Source organism: Sphingobium sp. UBA5915 (genome assembly GCF_002431195.1).
GTDB classification, from domain to species: Bacteria; Pseudomonadota; Alphaproteobacteria; order Sphingomonadales; family Sphingomonadaceae; genus Sphingobium; species Sphingobium soli.
In genome coordinates, this window is sequence record NZ_DJDV01000089.1 from 33,776 (window position 1) to 53,160 (window position 19,385).

General features: G+C 64.6%; 15 protein-coding genes. 4 read left to right on the plus strand and 11 right to left on the minus strand.

The genetic code is table 11. The features are described from left to right. On the minus strand, positions 1 to 1,150 hold a 1,150-nt coding region (gene rho / locus B2V90_RS15340; protein WP_293922102.1), incomplete at its 3' end, for a transcription termination factor Rho. Positions 1,151 to 1,417: 267 nt separating this feature from the next. Here rho and B2V90_RS15345 point away from each other — a divergent pair. Beyond that, positions 1,418 to 2,377, plus strand: coding sequence for a retroviral-like aspartic protease family protein (locus B2V90_RS15345; protein ID WP_228221414.1), 960 nt, complete (start codon positions 1,418 to 1,420; stop codon positions 2,375 to 2,377). Positions 2,378 to 2,385: 8 nt separating this feature from the next. Here the strand turns inward: B2V90_RS15345 and B2V90_RS15350 are convergent, their stop codons facing one another. The 6 genes from B2V90_RS15350 to B2V90_RS15375 form a co-directional block, all read right to left on the minus strand. Continuing rightward, positions 2,386 to 4,494, minus strand: coding sequence for a transglycosylase domain-containing protein (locus B2V90_RS15350; protein WP_228221415.1), 2,109 nt, complete (start codon positions 4,492 to 4,494; stop codon positions 2,386 to 2,388). A 120-nt stretch (positions 4,495 to 4,614) separates the two neighbouring features. Beyond that, on the minus strand, positions 4,615 to 5,019 hold the full coding sequence (gene msrB / locus B2V90_RS15355) for a peptide-methionine (R)-S-oxide reductase MsrB (RefSeq protein ID WP_009823290.1): 405 nt from the start codon (positions 5,017 to 5,019) through the stop codon (positions 4,615 to 4,617). A gap of 31 nt (positions 5,020 to 5,050) precedes the next feature. Next, positions 5,051 to 6,091: a DNA polymerase III subunit delta gene (gene holA / locus B2V90_RS15360; protein ID WP_228221416.1), complete on the minus strand. Its 1,041-nt coding sequence runs from the start codon at positions 6,089 to 6,091 to the stop codon at positions 5,051 to 5,053. Further along, a complete protein-coding gene (gene lptE / locus B2V90_RS15365) occupies positions 6,088 to 6,597 on the minus strand; it encodes an LPS assembly lipoprotein LptE (protein WP_009823292.1) in 510 nt (169 codons plus the stop codon). Before lptE ends, holA begins: the two co-directional genes overlap by 4 nt. Positions 6,598 to 6,655: 58 nt before the next feature. Next, on the minus strand, positions 6,656 to 9,211 hold the full coding sequence (gene leuS / locus B2V90_RS15370) for a leucine--tRNA ligase (RefSeq protein ID WP_228221417.1): 2,556 nt from the start codon (positions 9,209 to 9,211) through the stop codon (positions 6,656 to 6,658). A 104-nt stretch (positions 9,212 to 9,315) separates the two neighbouring features. Continuing rightward, complete coding sequence (locus B2V90_RS15375) at positions 9,316 to 9,762, minus strand: DUF3576 domain-containing protein (RefSeq protein ID WP_228221418.1); 447 nt, start codon at positions 9,760 to 9,762, stop codon at positions 9,316 to 9,318. A 254-nt stretch (positions 9,763 to 10,016) separates the two neighbouring features. On the opposite strand from B2V90_RS15375, the gene B2V90_RS15380 reads away from it, so the two are divergent. Both B2V90_RS15380 and B2V90_RS15385 read left to right on the plus strand, forming a co-directional pair. Next, positions 10,017 to 10,736, plus strand: coding sequence for a hypothetical protein (locus B2V90_RS15380; RefSeq protein WP_228221419.1), 720 nt, complete (start codon positions 10,017 to 10,019; stop codon positions 10,734 to 10,736). 163 nt (positions 10,737 to 10,899) lie between these two features. After that, positions 10,900 to 11,451, plus strand: coding sequence for a low molecular weight phosphatase family protein (locus B2V90_RS15385; protein ID WP_228221420.1), 552 nt, complete (start codon positions 10,900 to 10,902; stop codon positions 11,449 to 11,451). Here B2V90_RS15385 and B2V90_RS15390 read toward each other — a convergent pair. From B2V90_RS15390 to B2V90_RS15405, 4 genes are all read right to left on the minus strand, one after another. Further along, positions 11,423 to 12,634: a carboxylate--amine ligase gene (locus B2V90_RS15390; RefSeq protein WP_228221421.1), complete on the minus strand. Its 1,212-nt coding sequence runs from the start codon at positions 12,632 to 12,634 to the stop codon at positions 11,423 to 11,425. The two genes, B2V90_RS15385 and B2V90_RS15390, sit on opposite strands and share 29 nt — an antisense overlap. After that, a complete protein-coding gene (locus B2V90_RS15395) occupies positions 12,631 to 13,611 on the minus strand; it encodes a polysaccharide deacetylase family protein (protein WP_228221422.1) in 981 nt (326 codons plus the stop codon). The genes B2V90_RS15390 and B2V90_RS15395 overlap by 4 nt, the downstream gene beginning before the upstream one ends. 114 nt (positions 13,612 to 13,725) lie before the next feature. Beyond that, positions 13,726 to 14,220, minus strand: a complete 495-nt coding sequence (locus tag B2V90_RS15400) for a flavin reductase family protein (protein WP_228221423.1) — start codon at positions 14,218 to 14,220, stop codon at positions 13,726 to 13,728. Positions 14,221 to 14,305: 85 nt separating this feature from the next. Further along, a complete protein-coding gene (locus tag B2V90_RS15405; RefSeq protein ID WP_228221534.1) occupies positions 14,306 to 16,567 on the minus strand; it encodes an NADP-dependent malic enzyme in 2,262 nt (753 codons plus the stop codon). A gap of 147 nt (positions 16,568 to 16,714) precedes the next feature. Between B2V90_RS15405 and mutS the strand changes: the two genes are divergently transcribed. Further along, positions 16,715 to 19,375: a DNA mismatch repair protein MutS gene (mutS, locus tag B2V90_RS15410; protein WP_228221424.1), complete on the plus strand. Its 2,661-nt coding sequence runs from the start codon at positions 16,715 to 16,717 to the stop codon at positions 19,373 to 19,375. Positions 19,376 to 19,385 lie beyond the last annotated feature (10 nt).

Genomic DNA, 19,385 nt, shown 5'->3' on the forward strand with positions numbered 1-19,385 from the left:
GCAGCACCCACATCTTGCTGAGTGTGGGCTTGTCGACCAGCAGCTCTTCCTTGCGGGTGCCGGACTTGCCAACATCGAGCGCCGGGAAAATGCGCTTGTCCGCAACCTTGCGGTCCAGCACGATTTCCGAGTTGCCGGTGCCCTTGAACTCTTCGAAAATGACTTCGTCCATACGGCTGCCGGTGTCGATCAACGCGGTGGCGATGATGGAGAGCGAACCACCCTCCTCAATATTGCGCGCCGCACCGAAGAAACGCTTGGGCCGCTGGAGCGCATTCGCGTCGACGCCGCCGGTTAGCACCTTGCCCGACGAAGGAACGACGGTGTTGTAGGCGCGGCCAAGGCGGGTGATGGAGTCAAGGAGGATGACGACGTCCTTCTTATGCTCGACCAGACGCTTGGCCTTTTCGATCACCATTTCGGCGACCTGGACGTGGCGAGTGGCGGGCTCGTCGAAGGTGGAGGAGACAACCTCACCCTTCACGCTGCGCTGCATGTCGGTGACTTCCTCGGGCCGCTCGTCGATCAACAGCACGATCAGGAAGACTTCGGGATGATTGTCGGTGATCGCCTTGGCGATATTCTGCAGCATCACCGTCTTGCCGACGCGCGGCGGCGCGACGATCAGCGTGCGCTGGCCCTTGCCCTGCGGGGAAACGATGTCGATGACGCGGGCCGACTTGTCCTTGACGGTCGGGTCCAGCGTATCGAGCCGCAGCTTCTCGTCCGGATAGAGCGGCGTCAGATTGTCGAAATTGACGCGGTGGCGAACCACATCGGGATCATCGAAATTGACCGTGGTCAGCTTGGTGAGGGCAAAATAGCGCTCGCCATCCTTGGGCGCGCGGATCTCACCTTCCACCGTGTCGCCAGTGCGCAGGCCGAATTTGCGGACCTGATTAGGCGAAACATAGATGTCATCGGGACCAGCCAGGAAATTGGCTTCCGGGCTGCGCAGGAAGCCGAAACCATCGGGCAGCACCTCGATCGTGCCTTCACCCATGATCTGTTCGCCATTTTCCGCCTCGGCCTTCAGGATCGCGAACATCAGGTCCTGTTTGCGCAACGTCGATGCGCCTTCTACGCCCAGTTCCTCCGCCATGGTGACGAGGTCGGCGGGGACGGTTTTCTTGAGGTCCTTGAGGTGCATGAGCGAGTCGGTCCGATGAGGTGAAGAAGGAAAAGGCCGGAAAGGAAGGATTTAGCCGGCGAGGACCGCCGGGACTCCGCGCTCCGGAAGGGCGTGGACAGGTTGATTGCGTGTAGCGGGCCGTGCATCCTTCCGTCAAGCTGGGACAGGCATCCAAAATCCGCAAATCTGGGGCCCGTTCGCCAATGGCGCGGTCAGCGGTGCACATGGCGCGATTGTCGCCTGTCATGCTATAAGGGCGGCAGAAGACACGAAAAGGATGAGGATATGGGACGGCTCCCTGCCCTGCTGGCGATCATGCTGGCGTTCGTCAACGCGCCCCTGGCTGCGCAGACGCCGCCGCTCGATCCACAAGTACCTCCCGCGCTCGTGCGCACCGCCAGCCTGGACGATCGCGTCACCATCCCCATTTCCATCGACGGCAAGGGGCCATGGCCCTTCGTCATTGATACTGGATCGCAGCGCACGGTGATCGCGCGCGACCTGGCTCAACGCCTGGCGTTGCCGCCGCGCGCCGATGTCACGATCCTCAGCATGACCGGGCGGTCCCAGGTCGCAACGGTCGCCCTGCCGCGCCTGACATTCGGTGCGGGCGTGATCGACGATATCGAAGCGCCTGTGCTGGAGGGGGAGCATCTGGGCGCGGCGGGCCTGTTGGGGCTGGATAGCCTGCACGACAGGCGCGTCGTCCTGAATTTCCGCAGCGGCACGATGGACATTGCCGACAGTGGCCGCCGACGGACATTTCCAACCGATCCCGACACGATCGTGGTGGAGGCGCGGCGCAAGCGCGGGCAGCTGATTCTATTGGATTCGCGGGTCAACGGGATGCGGGTCAACATCATGCTCGATACCGGCAGCCATTACAGCATCGGCAACCTGGCGCTACGCGACAAGCTGCTGCGCAAAAAGCGCGCGCCCGACCTGCTGACCGCGACACTCACCAGCGTCACGGGCGGCACGCTGATCGGGGAAGTCGGCCGCATAGGATCGGTGGCGCTGGGCCGCGTCAACCTGACCGAAGTGCCGGTGATCTTTGCCGACGCCAGCCCCTTTGCGGAACTGGGCATGCAGGACAAGCCCGCCTTGCTGCTGGGCATCAGCGCGCTGCGCGTGTTCGACCGGGTGGCGATCGATTTCGCGCGGGGAAAGGTCGACTTCCTGTTACCCGACGCCAATGCGATCACGCCCACACGCTTGGCGGCGAACCAACCGGCGGACGGCTGAGCCGCGTTTCAGGGCTGCTGCGATGGCGGCCGGTTGGACGGCGGCTGTTGCGCCGGCTGGCGCGCGGGGTCGCGGCCCAGCACATTGTCGATCCACTGCTGGTCGAGCCGCGGCGGCTGCGGGCGATCCTGCGGGTCGACCTCCATATCCGGCTCATCCTCATAGCCCTGCGAAGGCGCGGGGGCTGGCGGCTCGATCGGATAGCCATTTTCATCGACCATCATGCCGCCGGCATAGGCGCCATTGTCGGGGCCCTCATAATAGGCCTCTTCATCCGGTTCGAGCTGCCATTCGGGCAGGGTGACTTCGGTGTCGAACTTTTCGACCGGTCGCTTGGCGACGGCGACCTTCATATAGTCCGCGAAGGCGCGGGCCGGGGCGCGGCCCCCCTGCAATCCGCCCACCGCACGCGCATCATCGCGGCCCATCCAGACGCCGGTGGTGATGCCGCTGGAAAAGCCCAGGAACCAGCCATCCTTGTTGCTGCTGGTGGTGCCAGTCTTGCCCGCGACTGGCCGGCCGATCTGTGCAGCGCGGCCCGTCCCGGTGCTGACCGCGGTCTGCATCAAGTCGGTCATCCCAGCGGCCACCCAGGGCGCAACCAGCACGCGGCTGGTGTCATCCTGATGTTCGTAGAGCAGTCGCCCGTCCGCCGTCGTCACCTTGGTGATGCCATAGGGCGTGACCGCGATCCCCTTGCGCGCGATCGAGGCAAAGGCGCGCGTCATGTCGATCAGGCGCACGTCGGACGTGCCCAGCACCATGGAAGGATGGGTGTTAATCGGCGTCGATATGCCAAAGCGGCGGGCCATGTCGGCGACGGTGGAAAAGCCCACTTCCACGCCCAGCTTGGCTGCGACCGTGTTGATGGAATAGGCAAAGGCGGTGCGGATATCGATCGCGCCGGCGAAGCGGCCATTGCTGTTGCGGGGGCTCCACCCGTTGATCGTTACCGGCTCGTCGGTGATGCCGGTGTCGGGCGTATAGCCCGCCTCGAGCGCTGCCATATAGACGAAGATCTTCCACGCGGAACCGGGCTGACGGGTGGCGGTGACGGCCCGGTTATAGTTGGACGACACATAATCAAGGCCGCCGACCATCGCACGCACGGCGCCGTCGCGATCCAGGCTGACCATGGCGCCTTGCGCGCCCTTGGGCGCGTTGGCCTGCACCGCTGCGGTCGCGGCCCGCTGCATGCCAAGGTCGATCGTGGTATAGACCTCCAGCGGCTCATTGGGTTCGTCGATCAGCAGGTCGAGCTGCGGCAACGCCCAGTCGGTGAAATAGCGCACGCTGTTCTGCGGCGGTTCGGGCGCCATCTTGACGTCGTCCAGGTCTACACTGGCGCGCTCCGATGCTGAAATCTTGCCATTATCCTGCATCAGGTCGAGCACGACGCCCGCGCGGCCGATCGCCGCCTCGGCGTCGGCGGTGGGGGAATAGCTGGAAGGCGCCTTGACAAGTCCGGCGATGATCGCGGCCTCTGGCAAGTCGATCGTCGTTGCGGGATGGCCAAAGAATTTGCGACTGGCGGCATCGATGCCATAGGCGCCGCCGCCAAAATACACCTTGTTAAGATAGAGTTCGAGGATCTGCCGCTTGGAAAATTTGCGTTCCATCGCCAACGCCAGCACCATTTCGCGGATCTTCCGCCCGAAACTATAGCTGTTGTTGAGGAAGATGTTGCGCGTCACCTGCTGCGTAATGGTCGATGCGCCCTGCAGGCGGCGGCCGGACCCGCGCCGTTCCACCGCAACCCAGGCGGCGCGCGCCATGCCGACGGGGTCGATGCCGGGATGCATGTAGAAACGCTTGTCTTCGGTCGAGACCATCGCGTCAACCATGACCGCCGGGATCTGATCATAGGTCATCCAGCGGCCGAAACTGGGACCAAGCGAAACGATCACGCTGCCATCGGCGGCATGGACGCGGATCATCTGGCCATTGGGCGAGGATTTGAGACTTTCATAGTCGGGCAGCGACTGAAGCGCGATCACGACAGCGATCACCAGCGCCAACATGGCCGCGACCGCTGCCGCCAGGCCGATCTTCAGCCCGCGCATCAGCCATTTCCTGACGCCGCGGGGCGTGCCCTTGCTCTTGCCTGATCCTGCCATCTGTGCCGCCCCGGATACGCGCTAAACCTGGTCCGGGCCAGCGCAAATCATGCGTCCGGCATTCGAAATGGACCGCTTCGCCCCTTCCATGGCGATACGCGCTTTACCAGCGATGAACGATCATGGATGCTGTTCGCGCGGCTTGAAGTCCAGACTGGCGCTGTTCATGCAGTAACGCAGGCCATTGACGCCGGGGCCATCGGGAAAGACATGGCCCAGATGCCCGTCACATTTGGCGCAGCGCACTTCGGTGCGGATCATGCCGTGACTGGTGTCGCGAATTTCCTCGACCGCGTCGATGTCGACGGGCGCTGTGAAGCTGGGCCAGCCCGATCCGCTATCATATTTTTCCTCGCCATCGAACAGTTCCGCGCCGCAGCCGGCGCAATAATAGACGCCATCGATCTTGTTGGCGTTGAGCTTGCCGGTGAAGGCCCGCTCCGTGCCCCCTTCGCGCAGCACATGAAATTGTTCGGGGGTCAGGCGCTGGCGCCATTCGGCGTCGGTGAGGCTGATCTTTTCCATGGCGGCAATATGGCCATGGGGCGAAGGCGGATCAAGCCCGCTCCCGCGCTGCCTGCCGCGCGATGGCCAGCAACTCATGCCGCACCATCAGGTCGCCCAGGCCCCTGCCCCCGCGGCTCGATCGCTCGGCTGCCAATAATCGCTGGATCACGCGCGCGATGCCGGGCGCGTCCCAAAGTCGCACCTGCCGCGTCACCAGCCCCTTTTCCTTCCAGAACACCGCGCGGCCGGCCTGATCGACCGCCGCCTCCAGCCGCCCGCTGGCGTCGAAGGCGTCACGGATCGTCGCCAGCAGCATCGCGCGGGTGAGCAACGGGCGGATCACAGCCGCCATTGCGGCGCCCGCCTGCGCCAATGCCGTCAATTCGCGATGCATCGCCCGAAGGTCGCCGCCCAGCACGGCGTTGACCAGGGGACCGACTTCCGTTTCAGGATTATCCGCCGACAGCGCATCCAGCGCTTCCGCCGTGGCTTCGGCCGGCCGGTCGGGCGCCGCGTCGAGATAGAGAATCAGCTTTTCGATCTCGCCCGCCATCAGCGCCCGGTCCCCGCCCGACAGGTCGACGATCCGCCGGGCCAAGTCAGACGACAGGCGCAGCCCGCCGTCCCGCGCAATACCGATGGCGATCTGCTCCGCCTCCCGCCCGTCGGGTTGATAGGAGATGCAGGCCAATATGCCTTTATGATCGAGCGCCAGCTTGGCCAGCTTCGACGTCGGCTTGAGCGCGCCGGCGACCGCGATCACCGGGTTGCCCGCCGCTTCGGCGTCCAGCAAGGCGTTGAGGGCGGGCAGGCAATCATCGCCAATGCCGTTGACGCGAATCCACCGCTTGTCGCCGAACATGGAAAAGGCCGCCGCTTCGTCGGACAGGCGCGCCGGATCCTCGCGCAGGGTCGGCGCGTCGAGATCGATCCGCTCCGCCTGCGGCCCCATGGCGCGTTCAAGACGCTTCGCCAGCGCCTGGCTGCCCGCCTCATCGGGGCCGTAGAGCAGGAAGAACCGGGTGTTCGCGGCCGCACCCTGACCGGGGGCGTCCAGCGCCTTTTCCATCTGGCCGCGATTGGCCTTCAAGGATTGGCGGCCTTGCGCGAATAGAGAGCAAGGCGGGTGATAATCTGATCAGCGACCGTCTGCGACAGCCGTTCCAGCGCGGTATCCTCAGCCGCGATGGTCGCATATTCGCTGGACGTGACGTCGATGCCCGCGTCCGACCCGGCGGTGTCGTCCAATATCTGTGCGCCGGTGCTTTCATCCACCAACTGATAGCGCGCGCGCAGCGTCCGCCGCTCGCGCGTGATCGCCGCGTCGGCGCGCAGACCCAGGCCCGCAATATTATCGTCCAGCTTGACGACCAGTCGGTAGCGCGGGCCGCTGCCGCTCTGCATCGCGGCCAGCCGATCGTTGAGGGCATTGCGGACCAGCCAGCCCGCCTTGCCCTCGATGGGGGCGACCTCGACATTGCCCAGCGCCCGCGCGACCGGCCCAGCGCCGCCCCCACCATAGACCGGCCGCAGCCCGCAGGCGGTAAGGGACGCAAGGCCGATAAGGGGGACGATGACGGGAAGGATGCGCTTCATGATCCGGACCCTTAAACCTTCCGTCGTTCCCGCGAAAGCGGGAACGACGAGGTTCGATTCAGATGACCAGATTGACCAGCCGGTCGGGCACCACGATCACCTTCTTGGGGCTGGCACCGTCCAGGATACGGGCGACATTGGGGGCAGCGAGCGCCAGCCTTTCCAGTTCGTCCCGGGGCGTTCCCTTGGCCACGGTGATGGTGTCGCGCAGCTTGCCCATGACCTGGCAGGCGATGGTGACTTCATCATCGACCAGCAGCGCGGGATCGACCGCCGGCCATGAAGCCTCGGCGATCAGGCTGGAACAGCCATTGTCCTGCCCCATCTGCGCCCAGCCTTCCTCGGCCAGATGCGGCGTCATCGGCGCGACCAGCAGCGCCAGCGTACGAATGGCGGTGGTGCGGCTGGCCGATGGCCTGGCCTTTTCGACCGCGTTCACCAGCTCGTAGATCTTGGCGACCGCCTTATTGAAGCCCAGCGATTCAATATCCTTCGCCACGCCGTCGATCGTCTGGTGCAGCTTGCGGTCCAGCGCCTTGTCTTGGCCTTCCGCCGCCGCATCGGCCTCAGCGAACAGCCGCCAGACACGGTTGACGAAACGCCAGCTGCCCTCGATGCCGCTGTCGGTCCAGGGCAGATCGCGCTCGGGCGGGCTGTCGGACAGCATGAACCAGCGCACCGCGTCCGCACCATATTGTTCGATGATGTCATCGGGATCGACGACATTTTTCTTGGACTTGGACATTTTTTCGACGCGGCCAACGGTAACGGCCGCGCCGCTTTCGATATGCGTATAGTCGTCGCCGGACTTCTTCACCTCGCCGGGCGACAGCCAGCTGCCATCGCCGGCCTTGTATGTTTCATGCGTCACCATGCCCTGGGTGAACAGCCCGGTGAACGGCTCGGCAAAGCCCAGCTGCCCCATATGCTGGAGCGCGCGCGTCCAGAAGCGGGCGTAGAGAAGATGCAGGATCGCATGTTCGACGCCGCCAATATATTGGCCGACCGGCAGCCATTGCTCGACCGTGGCGCGATCGAACGGCCTGTCCTTTGGCTGGCTGGCAAAGCGAATGAAATACCAGCTGGAATCGGCGAACGTATCGAGCGTGTCGGTTTCGCGCCGGGCGGGCTTGCCGCAGGCCGGGCAGTCGACATGCTTCCAGGTCGGATGCCGGTCGAGCGGGTTGCCGGGAATGTCGAAGTTGACATCCTCTGGCAGCACGACCGGCAGCTGATCCTTGGGTACCGGGACCACGCCGCAGCCGTCACAATGGATCACGGGGATCGGCGTGCCCCAGTAACGCTGACGCGACACGCCCCAGTCGCGCAGGCGGAACACGGTCTTGCCCTCGCCCCAGCCTTCGCTCTCGGCGCGGGCGATGACGGCGGCCTTGGCCTCTTCCACCGCCATTCCATCAAGGAAGCGGGAGTTCACCAGACGGCCGGGGCCGGTATAGGCCTCGTCATGAATGGGCTCGTCGGCCTCGCCCTCGGCGGCGACCACGCGCTCCACGGGAAGCATATATTTGCGAGCGAAGTCGAGGTCGCGCTGGTCATGGCCGGGCACGCCCATGACCGCGCCCGTGCCATAGTCCATCAGCACGAAATTGGCGATGAAGACGGGCAGCTGCCAATCAGGGTCGAACGGATGAACCATCGACAAGCCGGTATCGAAACCCAGCTTTTCGGCCGTCTCCAGCTCGGCCGCGGTGGTGCCGCCTTCTTTGCATTTCTCGATGAAGGCGGCGGCGTCCGCATTGTTGGCGGCGATCGCCTGCGCCACGGGATGATCCGCGGCGATCGCGACGAAACTGGCGCCGAAGATGGTGTCCGGCCGGGTCGAATAGACCGCGATCCCCGCGCCCGCGTCCAGACCCTCCAGCGCTTCGCGTTCCGGGAAGGGCGCGAAGTCGAACCGGAATTGGAGCCCAACCGACTTGCCGATCCAGTTTTCCTGCATGGTCCGCACCTTTTCGGGCCATTGGTCGAGGCTCTTCAGCCCGTCCAGCAGGTCGTCGGCGAACTGGGTGATCTTGAGGAACCACTGGTTGAGCTTGCGCTTTTCGACCGGCGCACCCGATCGCCAGCCCTTGCCGTCGATCACCTGTTCGTTCGCCAGCACGGTCATGTCGACCGGGTCCCAGTTGACCGACGATTCCTTGCGATAGACGAGGCCAGCCTCCAGCATGTCCAGGAACAGCGCCTGTTCATGGCCATAATAGTCCGGTTCGCAGGTGGCGAGTTCGCGGCTCCAGTCGATCGCGAAGCCCAGCTTTTTCAGCTGCGCGCGCATGTTGGCGATGTTGGAACGGGTCCAGTCGCCTGGATGCACCTTCTTTTCCATCGCGGCGTTTTCGGCCGGCATGCCAAAGGCGTCCCAGCCCATCGGGTGCAGCACTTCATGCCCGGTCATGCGGCGGAACCGCGCCAGCACGTCGCCCATCGAATAGTTGCGCACATGGCCGATATGGATGCGCCCCGATGGATAGGGAAACATCTCCAGCACGTAGGATCGCGGCTTGGGCGAAGCATCGTTCGCGCGAAAGCTCTGCTTTTCGTCCCACATCGCCTGCCAGCGGGCGTCGGCCTCCAGCGGGTTGAAGCGCCTTTGCATCTCTAATCCTTACACATACGCGCGGGGCTGGGCCTGCGATGAAGCCCAGCCCCGGATGCTGAAAAACGGGCCGCGCCGCGCGGCCCCTGGAAATTGGGGTAGGGTCAGCCGATCGCCATGCGGCGCAGGTCGCGCGCCTTGGTGAGGATGATCTCCTCCAGCTTCTGCACCGTGGCGGCCTTGACCGGGGCATCGACCCAGGCGCCATTCTGGCTGACCTGGCGGCTGGCAGCGACGCGCACCGCATCGGCGCGCAGATCCTGATCCAGGATCGACACGGTCAGCTTCATCCGCTCGCCGGGCGTATTGGGATCGATATACCAGTCGGTGACGACCACGCCACCGTTCGAGTCGGTCTGCGCCAGCGGCATGAAGGACAAGGTGTCGAGCGTCGCGCGCCACAGATAGGCGTTGACGCCGATCGTCGTCACGCGAGAGGCGGCGAGATCCGCCTTGGGCCGGTCCTTGGAACCACCGCCGCACGCCGCGAGCGGCAGAAGCGCAGCCAGCAGCAGACCGGCGGAAACAGGGGCGGGAAGGCGACGGGCCATCAGGCATGTCCTAGCTTGAAAAGACGAAAATCAGCCCGCTTCTATAGTGTCCGCGCGCCATTGGGCAAGGGGCGCTGGATCAGTCCGTCGCGCGCGGGCGTTGACCGCGAAATTATTGCGCCGCCGGCACCTTCGACAAACATGTGGGTTTGGAGCAACAGCTTGGATAAAAAGCCGCCGGGCCTCTAGCCAGTGGCGGCTTTGTCGGTGTAATGCGTTAACAAATACAAGTTGGCGGGGACGAGATTCGGGTCATGCGCATGAACAGGGGATATTTAGCGGTAGCAGGATCGGCAATTGCCGTTGCCGGCTTCCTGCTGTCTCCCGCCATTGGCGCGGCGACGGATCTGGCGCCGCTGCGCCCCGATGCGCCGGTATCGCTGGGCGCGCTCGGCAGCATTTCCTCCTTCACCCCCACCACCAAGGATCCTCAGCTTGCTGCGGCTTACGCCAAGATCGCAGCATCCGCCAGCCGGCAGGGTTTCCGCTTCACGCCCACCAGCGGATCGCTGAGCGGCCAGCGTGAAATCACCATCATGGTCCGCGCGAGCGATCGCGGTGGCTCGGACAAGACCGAGACGCCCGTCGATATCAAGCCCATGGCCTTCAGCCTGAACGGCGCGCATAACTGGCGCAAATTTGCCCTGCCCGAATCGGTGGGCCGCAAGGCGCTTGACCCGGTGCCGGTCGAAACGATGGTTGATGCCAAGAATTTCTCCCTCGATGATGGCAAGAAGGACCGTTTCAGCACCAAGGTACTGATCGAGAGCCGTCGCGAACCGAGCGCCGCGCGCAACCCGGCGGCTGAGAAGGATTATTCGCTGGACCTCGCCAGTTCCTATTCGCTGACCCGTAACCTCAACGTAACGGCGGGCGTGCGCTACAACAATAATGTCGTGGGCCGTTTGACCCCCATGACCGACGACCGACAGGACAGTCAGGCCGTCTATTTGGGCACCAGCTTCAAATTCTGACGGCTTGGCCGTGGATCGATTCGCGCCGGTGATCAATGCGCGGCACGGGTTTCCGCAACGCGGTGTTGCGTGAATCTGAACCACGAACGGCCCCCAACCTGGTTGATCCCATCCATGGCTTGGCTATCAACGTCGTGATGCCCCCCCGCCTTCACCCTTGCCGATGATTCGCCGGCACTTCGGCACGTTTCGCGGACTGGTGCGGCTTGCCCTCTCCTATCCACAGATGTTTCTGGGCCTGTCCACGGGCAGGTCGTTCGATCCCGCCTGCGTGCGCCGACTGGTCTTCGTCTGCCAGGGCAATATCTGCCGCAGCGCCTTTGCCGAGGCGGTAGCGCGTCGTGCCGGCCTGCGCGCGGTATCCGTGGGCCTTTCCACCACGCCCGGTCGCCCCGCCCATCCGCCCGCAATCGCGGCCGCGCACGCGCTTGGCCACGACCTCCACGCCCATCGCGCCACCGATCTTGCAGATTATCAGCCGCAGCCGGGCGACCTGCTGCTGGTGATGGAAGTGCGGCAACTGGCCCGGTTGGCCGCAGATCCGCGCCTGCGCGACGTGCCGCGCACATTGCTCGGCCGATGGACCCGACCGATGACGCCGCATCTGCACGACCCTTATGGGCTGGACGAGGAATATATGGTGCAGTGCCTGACCCGCATCGAAAGGGCGGTCGCCCGGATCGCTGTCAGCCTTCCCGGCGCACGGCTTTCCTGACTATCTGCGCCATGTCGCGCAGCCACGGCCGGAAGTCGTGCCAGGACCACACATAATAACGCGATCGCGGATCGAGAAATCCCATCAGATAGCCCGCCAGCTCCGCCAGCGGCCGCCGACGGAAATAGGGATCGTCGATCGTGCGCGGCCGCAGCAGAATGCGCCCCAGCCGCTTGGTTTCGGGCACCATGTAACGCGCGCGCAGATCGTCGCGGGGCGCCCGAGCCGGATCGGTCTGCCCCAGGACGACACGGCGATAGGCCTCCCAGGCGAAATGCGCGCCGCAATGCCAGGCAAGCGGTTGGCTGCCCCAGAAGCGGCCATTGACCTCCATCAGCCAATATCGATCATTGTCAGGATCATGGCGATATTCGACCATTGCCTGACCCTCCCACCCAATGGCCCGCAGCAATTTTTCCGACAGCGCCATTTGCGCGTCATGGCGGTCCATCGGTTCTGCCCGGCAAAGCGTCGATACGCCACCTTCGGGCGGCCATTCATGCAACCGCCGATGCTGAAAGCGCAGCGTGGCGCGGCCGCCCTGCATGTAGAGCATCTGCCCCAGGCCATGACCGGCGCAATATTGCTGGATCAGGGGCCAGCGGCCGATGGGGGCAAATCGATCCAGCAAGATACGCAGATCATCGGGACCGTGCAGATAATCCGTTTTGCGCCACTCCAGGCCCGCGGCCTCCAGCACGGGCAAGATCGCCTGCGGGTTCGCCCATTTGGCGACGAGGGGATAGCGCATGTCCGCAAGGCGCGCGGCGAAATCCTCACCAGGCACCGGTTGCCATGTCTGCGGGGTAAGCAGGCCCGCCCCGGCTGCGGCCTCCAGCGTCTGCCGCTTGTCCAGCACGCGCGCCAGGCGATCGAGCCGAGGCGCGAGAATATGACAATCGCCGATCATCGGCGGCATCGTCGCCAATTCCATCAGGTCGGATTCAGCGATCGCCAACACGGCGCGCGCGCCTGTCCGCGCGATAAGATCGGGCAGCCAGGATGCAATCAACCCGTCAGGGCGCCGGGTCCAGCCCCGGCAATGACGCGAGGCGACAGCGATGGCGGACGCATCACGCGCGACGCCATGCACAGGAACATCATGCTCCCCCAACTCTCGCGTGATCGTCAGGGCGATGGCATTTTCCATGCCAAGGAGGAGAACGCCGGGCAGCGCGCTCACGCAGGGATAAGCCGATGCTCGTAGCGCCACGTGGCCAGTGCCTGCGCCGCCATGCGCATTCCGGTGCGCAACCGGCTGGGCGGCACGCGATCCAGGGGACGTTCAGGCGCGTCGGCCAGCGCCGGTGAAAGATCACGGAAGCCCATGCCGCGCACCCCCGGCAATCCAGCAGCTTCGCGGCACAGCTGTTCGAACCGGCGGATCACGGCCCCGTTCGGCCGCGCGCGATCGCGCGACAGCATTTCGAAACTATGGGTCACCACGACAAAGGCGTCATGACCGTTGCGGACGGCGTGACGCAGGCCGGCGCGCATCTCGTCCGCCGACATGGCGCAAATCTGCGCCGGTCGAAATCCGCCGGGACGGTCGATGATGCCTGAAACGGGCAATTCGGCCACGCCATGGATACGCTTTGCGCCAATCTGTCCATGATCTGCCGAAATGCGGCAGTCGCCGCCCAGATAGGCAGGGTTGACGCTGCTGTCCCAGTCGATGCCGACAGCCGCCAGTGCACGCAGCGTATCGTCATTGGCCCCGAAATTGCCGGCGCGAAAGGCCGTGATCGGCGGCGCGCCGGCTTGCTCCAGATAGTCTTTGGCCAAACCGAGCAGCGTTACCTGATCGCCTAGCGAGAAATCGCCGATATTGCGCCCCTGACGCCCTTCGACAGGCGAGTCCCTGGCCCAGGCGAGCCATTCGGTGTGGATATGCAATTGCACCTCATGCCCGCGACCGACGATCTCACCGACGATCGGCGTAAGGAAGGCCGCGCCATGAACCAGCGCAGGCAGCGGGTCGAGGAAGAACACGCCTGTCAGCCCATGGCGATCCAGCACATCCATCTGCCAGCCAATGCCACAGGCCCGGCCACCTGTTTCGGCATGGATCGATCGTCGCAGATTTTCGTCGAGGCTCAGCCCGCGTTGCTGCAACAGGGCGGACAGCTCGGTATCGACGGTGATGAGCAACGCGGTCATGCGGTGATCCGGCCAGAGTGTCCTGCTCCTGTAGGCGCAATGCGTTAAGGAGCCGTATTATGTCCGGGATATGTCGGCATGCGCGCCGCTGCGCAATATGGAGGACCGATTTTGTCAATCGAGCAGTGCGAACTCGCCATAGCTGCCTTGGAAGAAGAGCAGGGGCCGCTCGGGCCGCTCCACCTCCAGCGCGACTACGCGCCCCAGCACGATGTGGTGATCGCCCGCTTCATGCACCGCATCGAGCGTGCAGTCGATCCAGGCGACGACATCGTCCAGGATCGGAGAGCCGTGGGCCGATACGCGATGGGCGATGCCGGCAAATTTATCGACTCCGGGCGCGGCAATCTGACGACATACCGGCAGCTGATCGCTGGCGAGGATATTGACGCAAAAGCGGCCGACCTTTTCAATGCGGGGCCAGCTGCTCGACGTCTTGGCCGGGAAAAAGGCGACCAAGGGCGGATCGAGCGAGACGGAGGTGAAGGAACCGACCACCATGCCCACCGGCGCGCCATCCTCTTCGACGGCGGTCACGACGCACACACCGGTCGGGTAATGGCCGAGCACGCGACGAAAGGTCGCGCTGTCAAAACCGGTCATGCCCATGGCGTCACGCTCCCCATTGCTGTTGTCGCGCCTTCCCTGTCGCGTCGAGACGCTCTGGCGCAAGCGAAAAGCGACAGGGAACCGGTCAGAGCGCCACGCCGCCCGCCGCCAGCACCGCCAAAGTCAGCAATTCCGACGCGTTGGAGGACATGGTCGCGATCTGCACGGATTTTTCCATCCCCACCAGCAGCGGGCCGATCATCGAGGTGCCACCCAGTTCACGCAGCAGCTTGGCCGAGATGTTGGCGGAATGCAGGCCCGGCATGACCAGGACATTGGCGGGACCCGACAACCGGCTGAAGGGATAATTTTTCATCACCGCCGGATTGAGCGCCGCGTCAGGCGTCATTTCGCCCTCATATTCGAAATCGACCGTTCGTTCGTCCAGCAGCTTCACCGCGCCGCGAATATTGTCGAGGAAGCTGCCGGGCGGGTTTCCGAAATTGGCGTAGGACAGGAAAGCAACACGCGGATCATGGCCCATGCGGCGCGCAACCGCGACTGTGCCCATGGCAATGTCGGCCAGTTCCGCCGCGCTCGGTCGCTCGTTCACCGTCGTGTCGGCCAGAAACACCGTCTTGTCCTTCGCCACCATGACATGGATGCCAAAGGGCGTGCGGCCGGCCGCCGGGTCCATGACCCGCTTTACCTCCCGCAGGGTCTGGGCATAGGGCCGGGTCATGCCGGTCAGCATCGCGTCGGCAACGCCCATCTTCACCAGCAAGGTGCCAAAGATATTGCGATCGCGGTTCACCATCCGCTCGCAGTCGCGGCGCAGATAGCCGCGGCGCTGAAGCCGCGCATAGAGCATGTCGACCATATCGGGCACCAATGGCGAATTGACGCTGTTATGCAGTTCAAAGCTCTCGGGATCGCGCACGCCCAGCGCGCGCAACTTGTCCATCACGTCGCCGCGCCCGACCAGGACGGGGACGCCATAGCCCAGTTCGCGAAACTGGATCGCGGCGCGCAGCACCACCTCCTCCTCCGCTTCGGCAAAGACCACGCGTTTGGGATTGGCCTTGGCGATTTCATAGGCGCTGTTGAGCACCGATGTCGTGGGATTGAGCCGCGCCTTTAGGGACTGGCGATAGGCGCCTAGATCCTCGATCGGTCGCTGCGCCATGCCGGTTTCCATCGCCGCTTGAGCGACAGCGGCCGGCACCACTTCCATCAGGCGCGGATCGAAGGGGGCAGGAATGATATAATCGGGCCCGAAACTGTGCGACCGGCCATAGGCCTTGGCCACTTCCTCAGGCACGCGTTCGCGCGCCAGTTCGGCGATCGCCTTGGCCGCCGCCAGCTTCATCGCCTCATTGATGCCGGTAGCCCGCACGTCCAGCGCCCCGCGAAAGATGAAGGGGAAACCCAGGACATTGTTGACCTGATTGGGGAAATCGGACCGCCCGGTCGCGACGATCGCGTCCGGCCGCACCGCCTTGGCATCGGGAGGCAGGATTTCGGGGTCGGGATTGGCCATGGCGAAGATGATCGGCTTGTCCGCCATGGACGCTACCATTTCCGGACTCATCGCGCCGGCAACCGAAAGGCCCAGGAACACATCCGCGCCCTTCACGGCTTCGGCCAGAGTGCGTGCGTCGGTCCTGACCGCATGGGCCGATTTCCACTGGTTCATGCCTTCGCTGCGGCCCTGGTAGATCACGCCCTTGCTGTCGCACATGATGACATTGTCGTGCGGCACGCCCAGCGCCTTTATGAGTTCGGTGCAGCTGATCGATGCGGCCCCGGCTCCATTCACCACCACCTTCATGGTCTTCATGTCGCGGCCCGTTAGGAGTGCGGCATTGAGTACGCCCGCAGCGGCGATGATCGCGGTGCCATGCTGGTCGTCGTGGAAGACGGGAATATTCATCCGCTCCTTCAGCGTCGTTTCTATAACGAAGCATTCGGGCGCCTTGATATCCTCCAGGTTGATGCCGCCAAAGCTCGGCTCCATCAGCTCGACCGCATCGATGAAGCGGTCGACATCCTCGGTCTTCAGTTCGATGTCGATCGAATCGACATCGGCAAAGCGCTTGAACAGCACCGCCTTGCCTTCCATCACCGGCTTGGAGGCGAGCGCGCCCAGATTGCCAAGGCCAAGAATTGCGGTGCCATTGGAGATGACTGCAACCAAATTGCCCTTGGCGGTATAATCGTAGGCGGTTGCGGGGTCGGCCGCGATGGCGCGGACCGGAACGGCGACACCAGGGGAATAAGCAAGGGAAAGGTCGCGTTGCGTCGCCATTGGCTTGGACGCGATGATCTCGATCTTTCCAGGCCGCCCGGTTGCGTGGAAGAACAGCGCCTCGCGTTCGGAAAATTCCACATTGGATCGGTCGGACATCATGGGCTCCCAACTATTGGAACTTTTGGAAAGATGAACAGGCCCTAGCGGTGCGCCTATCTTGTGGGCAAGTGCGAGATACGCAATTTTCCCGCACCTTTCGCGACGCTCTGGTTTCAGGCCGGCGTTCGGGCTATCGGCTGCGCCATGGCGAAATCCAGCGACACGACCGCCCAGCCCACGCCGATGATGGCCCAATATCTGGCGCTCAAGGCGCAGGCGCAGGACTGCCTGCTCTTCTACCGGATGGGCGACTTCTTCGAACTTTTCTTTGACGACGCAAAACTGGCCGCCGCGACGCTGGACATAGCGCTCACCAGCCGCGGCGATCATGAAGGCGCACCGATCCCGATGTGCGGTGTTCCAGTGCACAGTGCCGAATCCTATCTCGCGCGGTTGATCAAGGGCGGCCACCGTGTCGCCATCGCCGAACAGACCGAAACCCCTGCGCAGGCCAAGGCGCGCGGGAGCAAGGCGCTGGTGGCGCGCGACATCGTTCGCTACGTCACCGCCGGCACGCTGACCGAAGAAACGCTGCTCGACGCGCGGCGCGACAATATGCTGGTGGCGCTGGCGCAGGTGGGGGGCGAGACGTCGGGCGAAGTCGGCATCGCCGCCGCCGATATATCGACTGGCCGGTTTGAGACATTGACCTGCCCCATCGTCGACCTGCCCGCCGAGTTGGCCCGGTTGCGGCCGAGCGAAACCGTGCTGGCGGACGGCGCGACGATGGATGTTCCGGGCGCCACAGCCTTTGACCACGCCGCCTTTTCCAGCAGCCGGGCGCAAGCTGCGCTCAAGCGGCTGTTCGGCGTGGCAACGCTGGATGGCTTTGGCCAATTCGGCCGCGCCGAACTTGCCGCCATGGGCGGGCTGGTCGCCTATCTCGATCATGCCGGCAAGGGCACACTGCCTTTCCTTGCGCCCCCGATGCGCAAGGCGAGCGGCGCACATGTCGCGATTGACGCGGCCACGCGGGAAAGCCTGGAGATCGTCGCCACCACCGCCGGCACGCGCGCAGGCAGCCTGCTCGCCGCCATCGACCGGACAGTCACGGGCGCGGGCGCGCGACTGCTGGCGCAGGATATTTCCGCGCCCCTGATGGACCTGTCCGCCATCGAAGCGCGGCTGGGCCTGGTGCAGATGTTCCATGATGATGCGGGCCTGCGCGATCAAGTGCGCGGCGCCCTGCGCGCCCTGCCCGACATTGGCCGCGCGCTGGGGCGCGTCGCGGTCGGCCGGGGCAGCCCCCGCGACCTGGGCCAGTTGCGCGATGGTCTTGGCGAAGCCCGGATGCTGCGCGAACGGCTGGGCCGTCTGCCCGACCAGCCGCCGCTGCTGCAACAATTGCTCCCTGCGCTCGACGGCCATGGGCAGATGGTGGACGCCTTAGCGCGCGCGCTCATCCCTGCGCCGCCAACCGAAACCGCCAATGGCGGCTATATCGCCGATGGCTATGACGCGGCGCTGGACGAACTGCGCCGCATGGCCGGGGACGGCCGCCGCGCCATCGCCGCGCTGGAGGCGAAATATCGCGAGCAAACCGGCATCGGCGCGCTCAAGATCCGGCACAATGGCGTGCTCGGCTATCATGTGGAGGTCCCCGCCCGCGCCGCCGACGCGCTGATGGCGCCCGACAGCGGCTTTACCCATCGCCAGACGCTGGCCGGCGTGGTGCGTTTCAATTCGGTGGACCTGCATGAAGAAGCCGGGCGCGTCGCCCAGGCCGGCGCGCATGCGCTGGTCGCCGAAGCCGCGCATCTGGAGGACCTCACCAACGCCGTACTCGGTCGCAAGGCCGATATTGCCCGCGCGGCCGATGCGCTCGCTCGGCTCGACGTCGCCGCTGCGCTGGCCGAGCGTGCGGCGGAGGGGGGATGGCAGCGGCCCCATTTCGTCGCTGCTGATGGCGTCGGTGGTCATGGGGGGCAATGTCTCGACATCGTCGGCGGGCGCCACCCGGTCGTGGAGGATGCGCTGCGCAAGGAAGGCCAGCCCTTCGTCGCCAATGATTGCCGGCTTGGCGAAAGCGATAGGCTGTGGCTGGTCACAGGCCCGAATATGGGGGGCAAATCGACCTTCCTGCGGCAAAATGCGCTGATCGTGATATTGGCGCAGGCGGGTGGCTATGTCCCCGCCCAGTCGGCGACGATGACATTGGTCGATCGCTTGTTCAGCCGCGTTGGCGCATCGGACAATCTCGCCAAGGGCCGGTCCACCTTCATGGTCGAAATGGTGGAGACCGCCGCGATCCTGGCGCAGGCATCCGAGCGGAGTTTCGTCATTCTGGATGAAGTCGGGCGCGGCACATCGACCTATGACGGGCTAGCGCTGGCCTGGGCCGTGGTGGAGGCGGTGCATGAGGTCAACCAGTGCCGCTGCCTCTTCGCCACTCATTATCACGAATTGACGCGGTTGGCCGAAACTCTCCCCTCGCTCTCGCTGCACCATGTCCGCGCCCGTGAGTGGAAGGGCGACCTCGTCCTGCTGCACGAACTTGCGCAGGGGCCGGCCGACCGCAGCTATGGCCTGGCGGTTGCGCGGCTCGCCGGCCTGCCGCCCGCGGTGCTCAAGCGGGCAAAGGATGTTCTCGCGCGGCTGGAAGCAGGCAAGGCGAAGACCGGCGGCATTGCGGCGGGCCTTGACGACCTGCCCCTGTTCGCGGCGGCCGCGGCGCAGGAGGATGAGCCGGTCGACCCGTTGCGCGAGGCGATCGAAGCAATCGATGCGGATGCCTTGTCTCCGCGTGAAGCGCTCGATCACATCTATCGATTGAAACAACTGGTCGTGCAGGAGCAGCACGACTAGATAGCGCAGC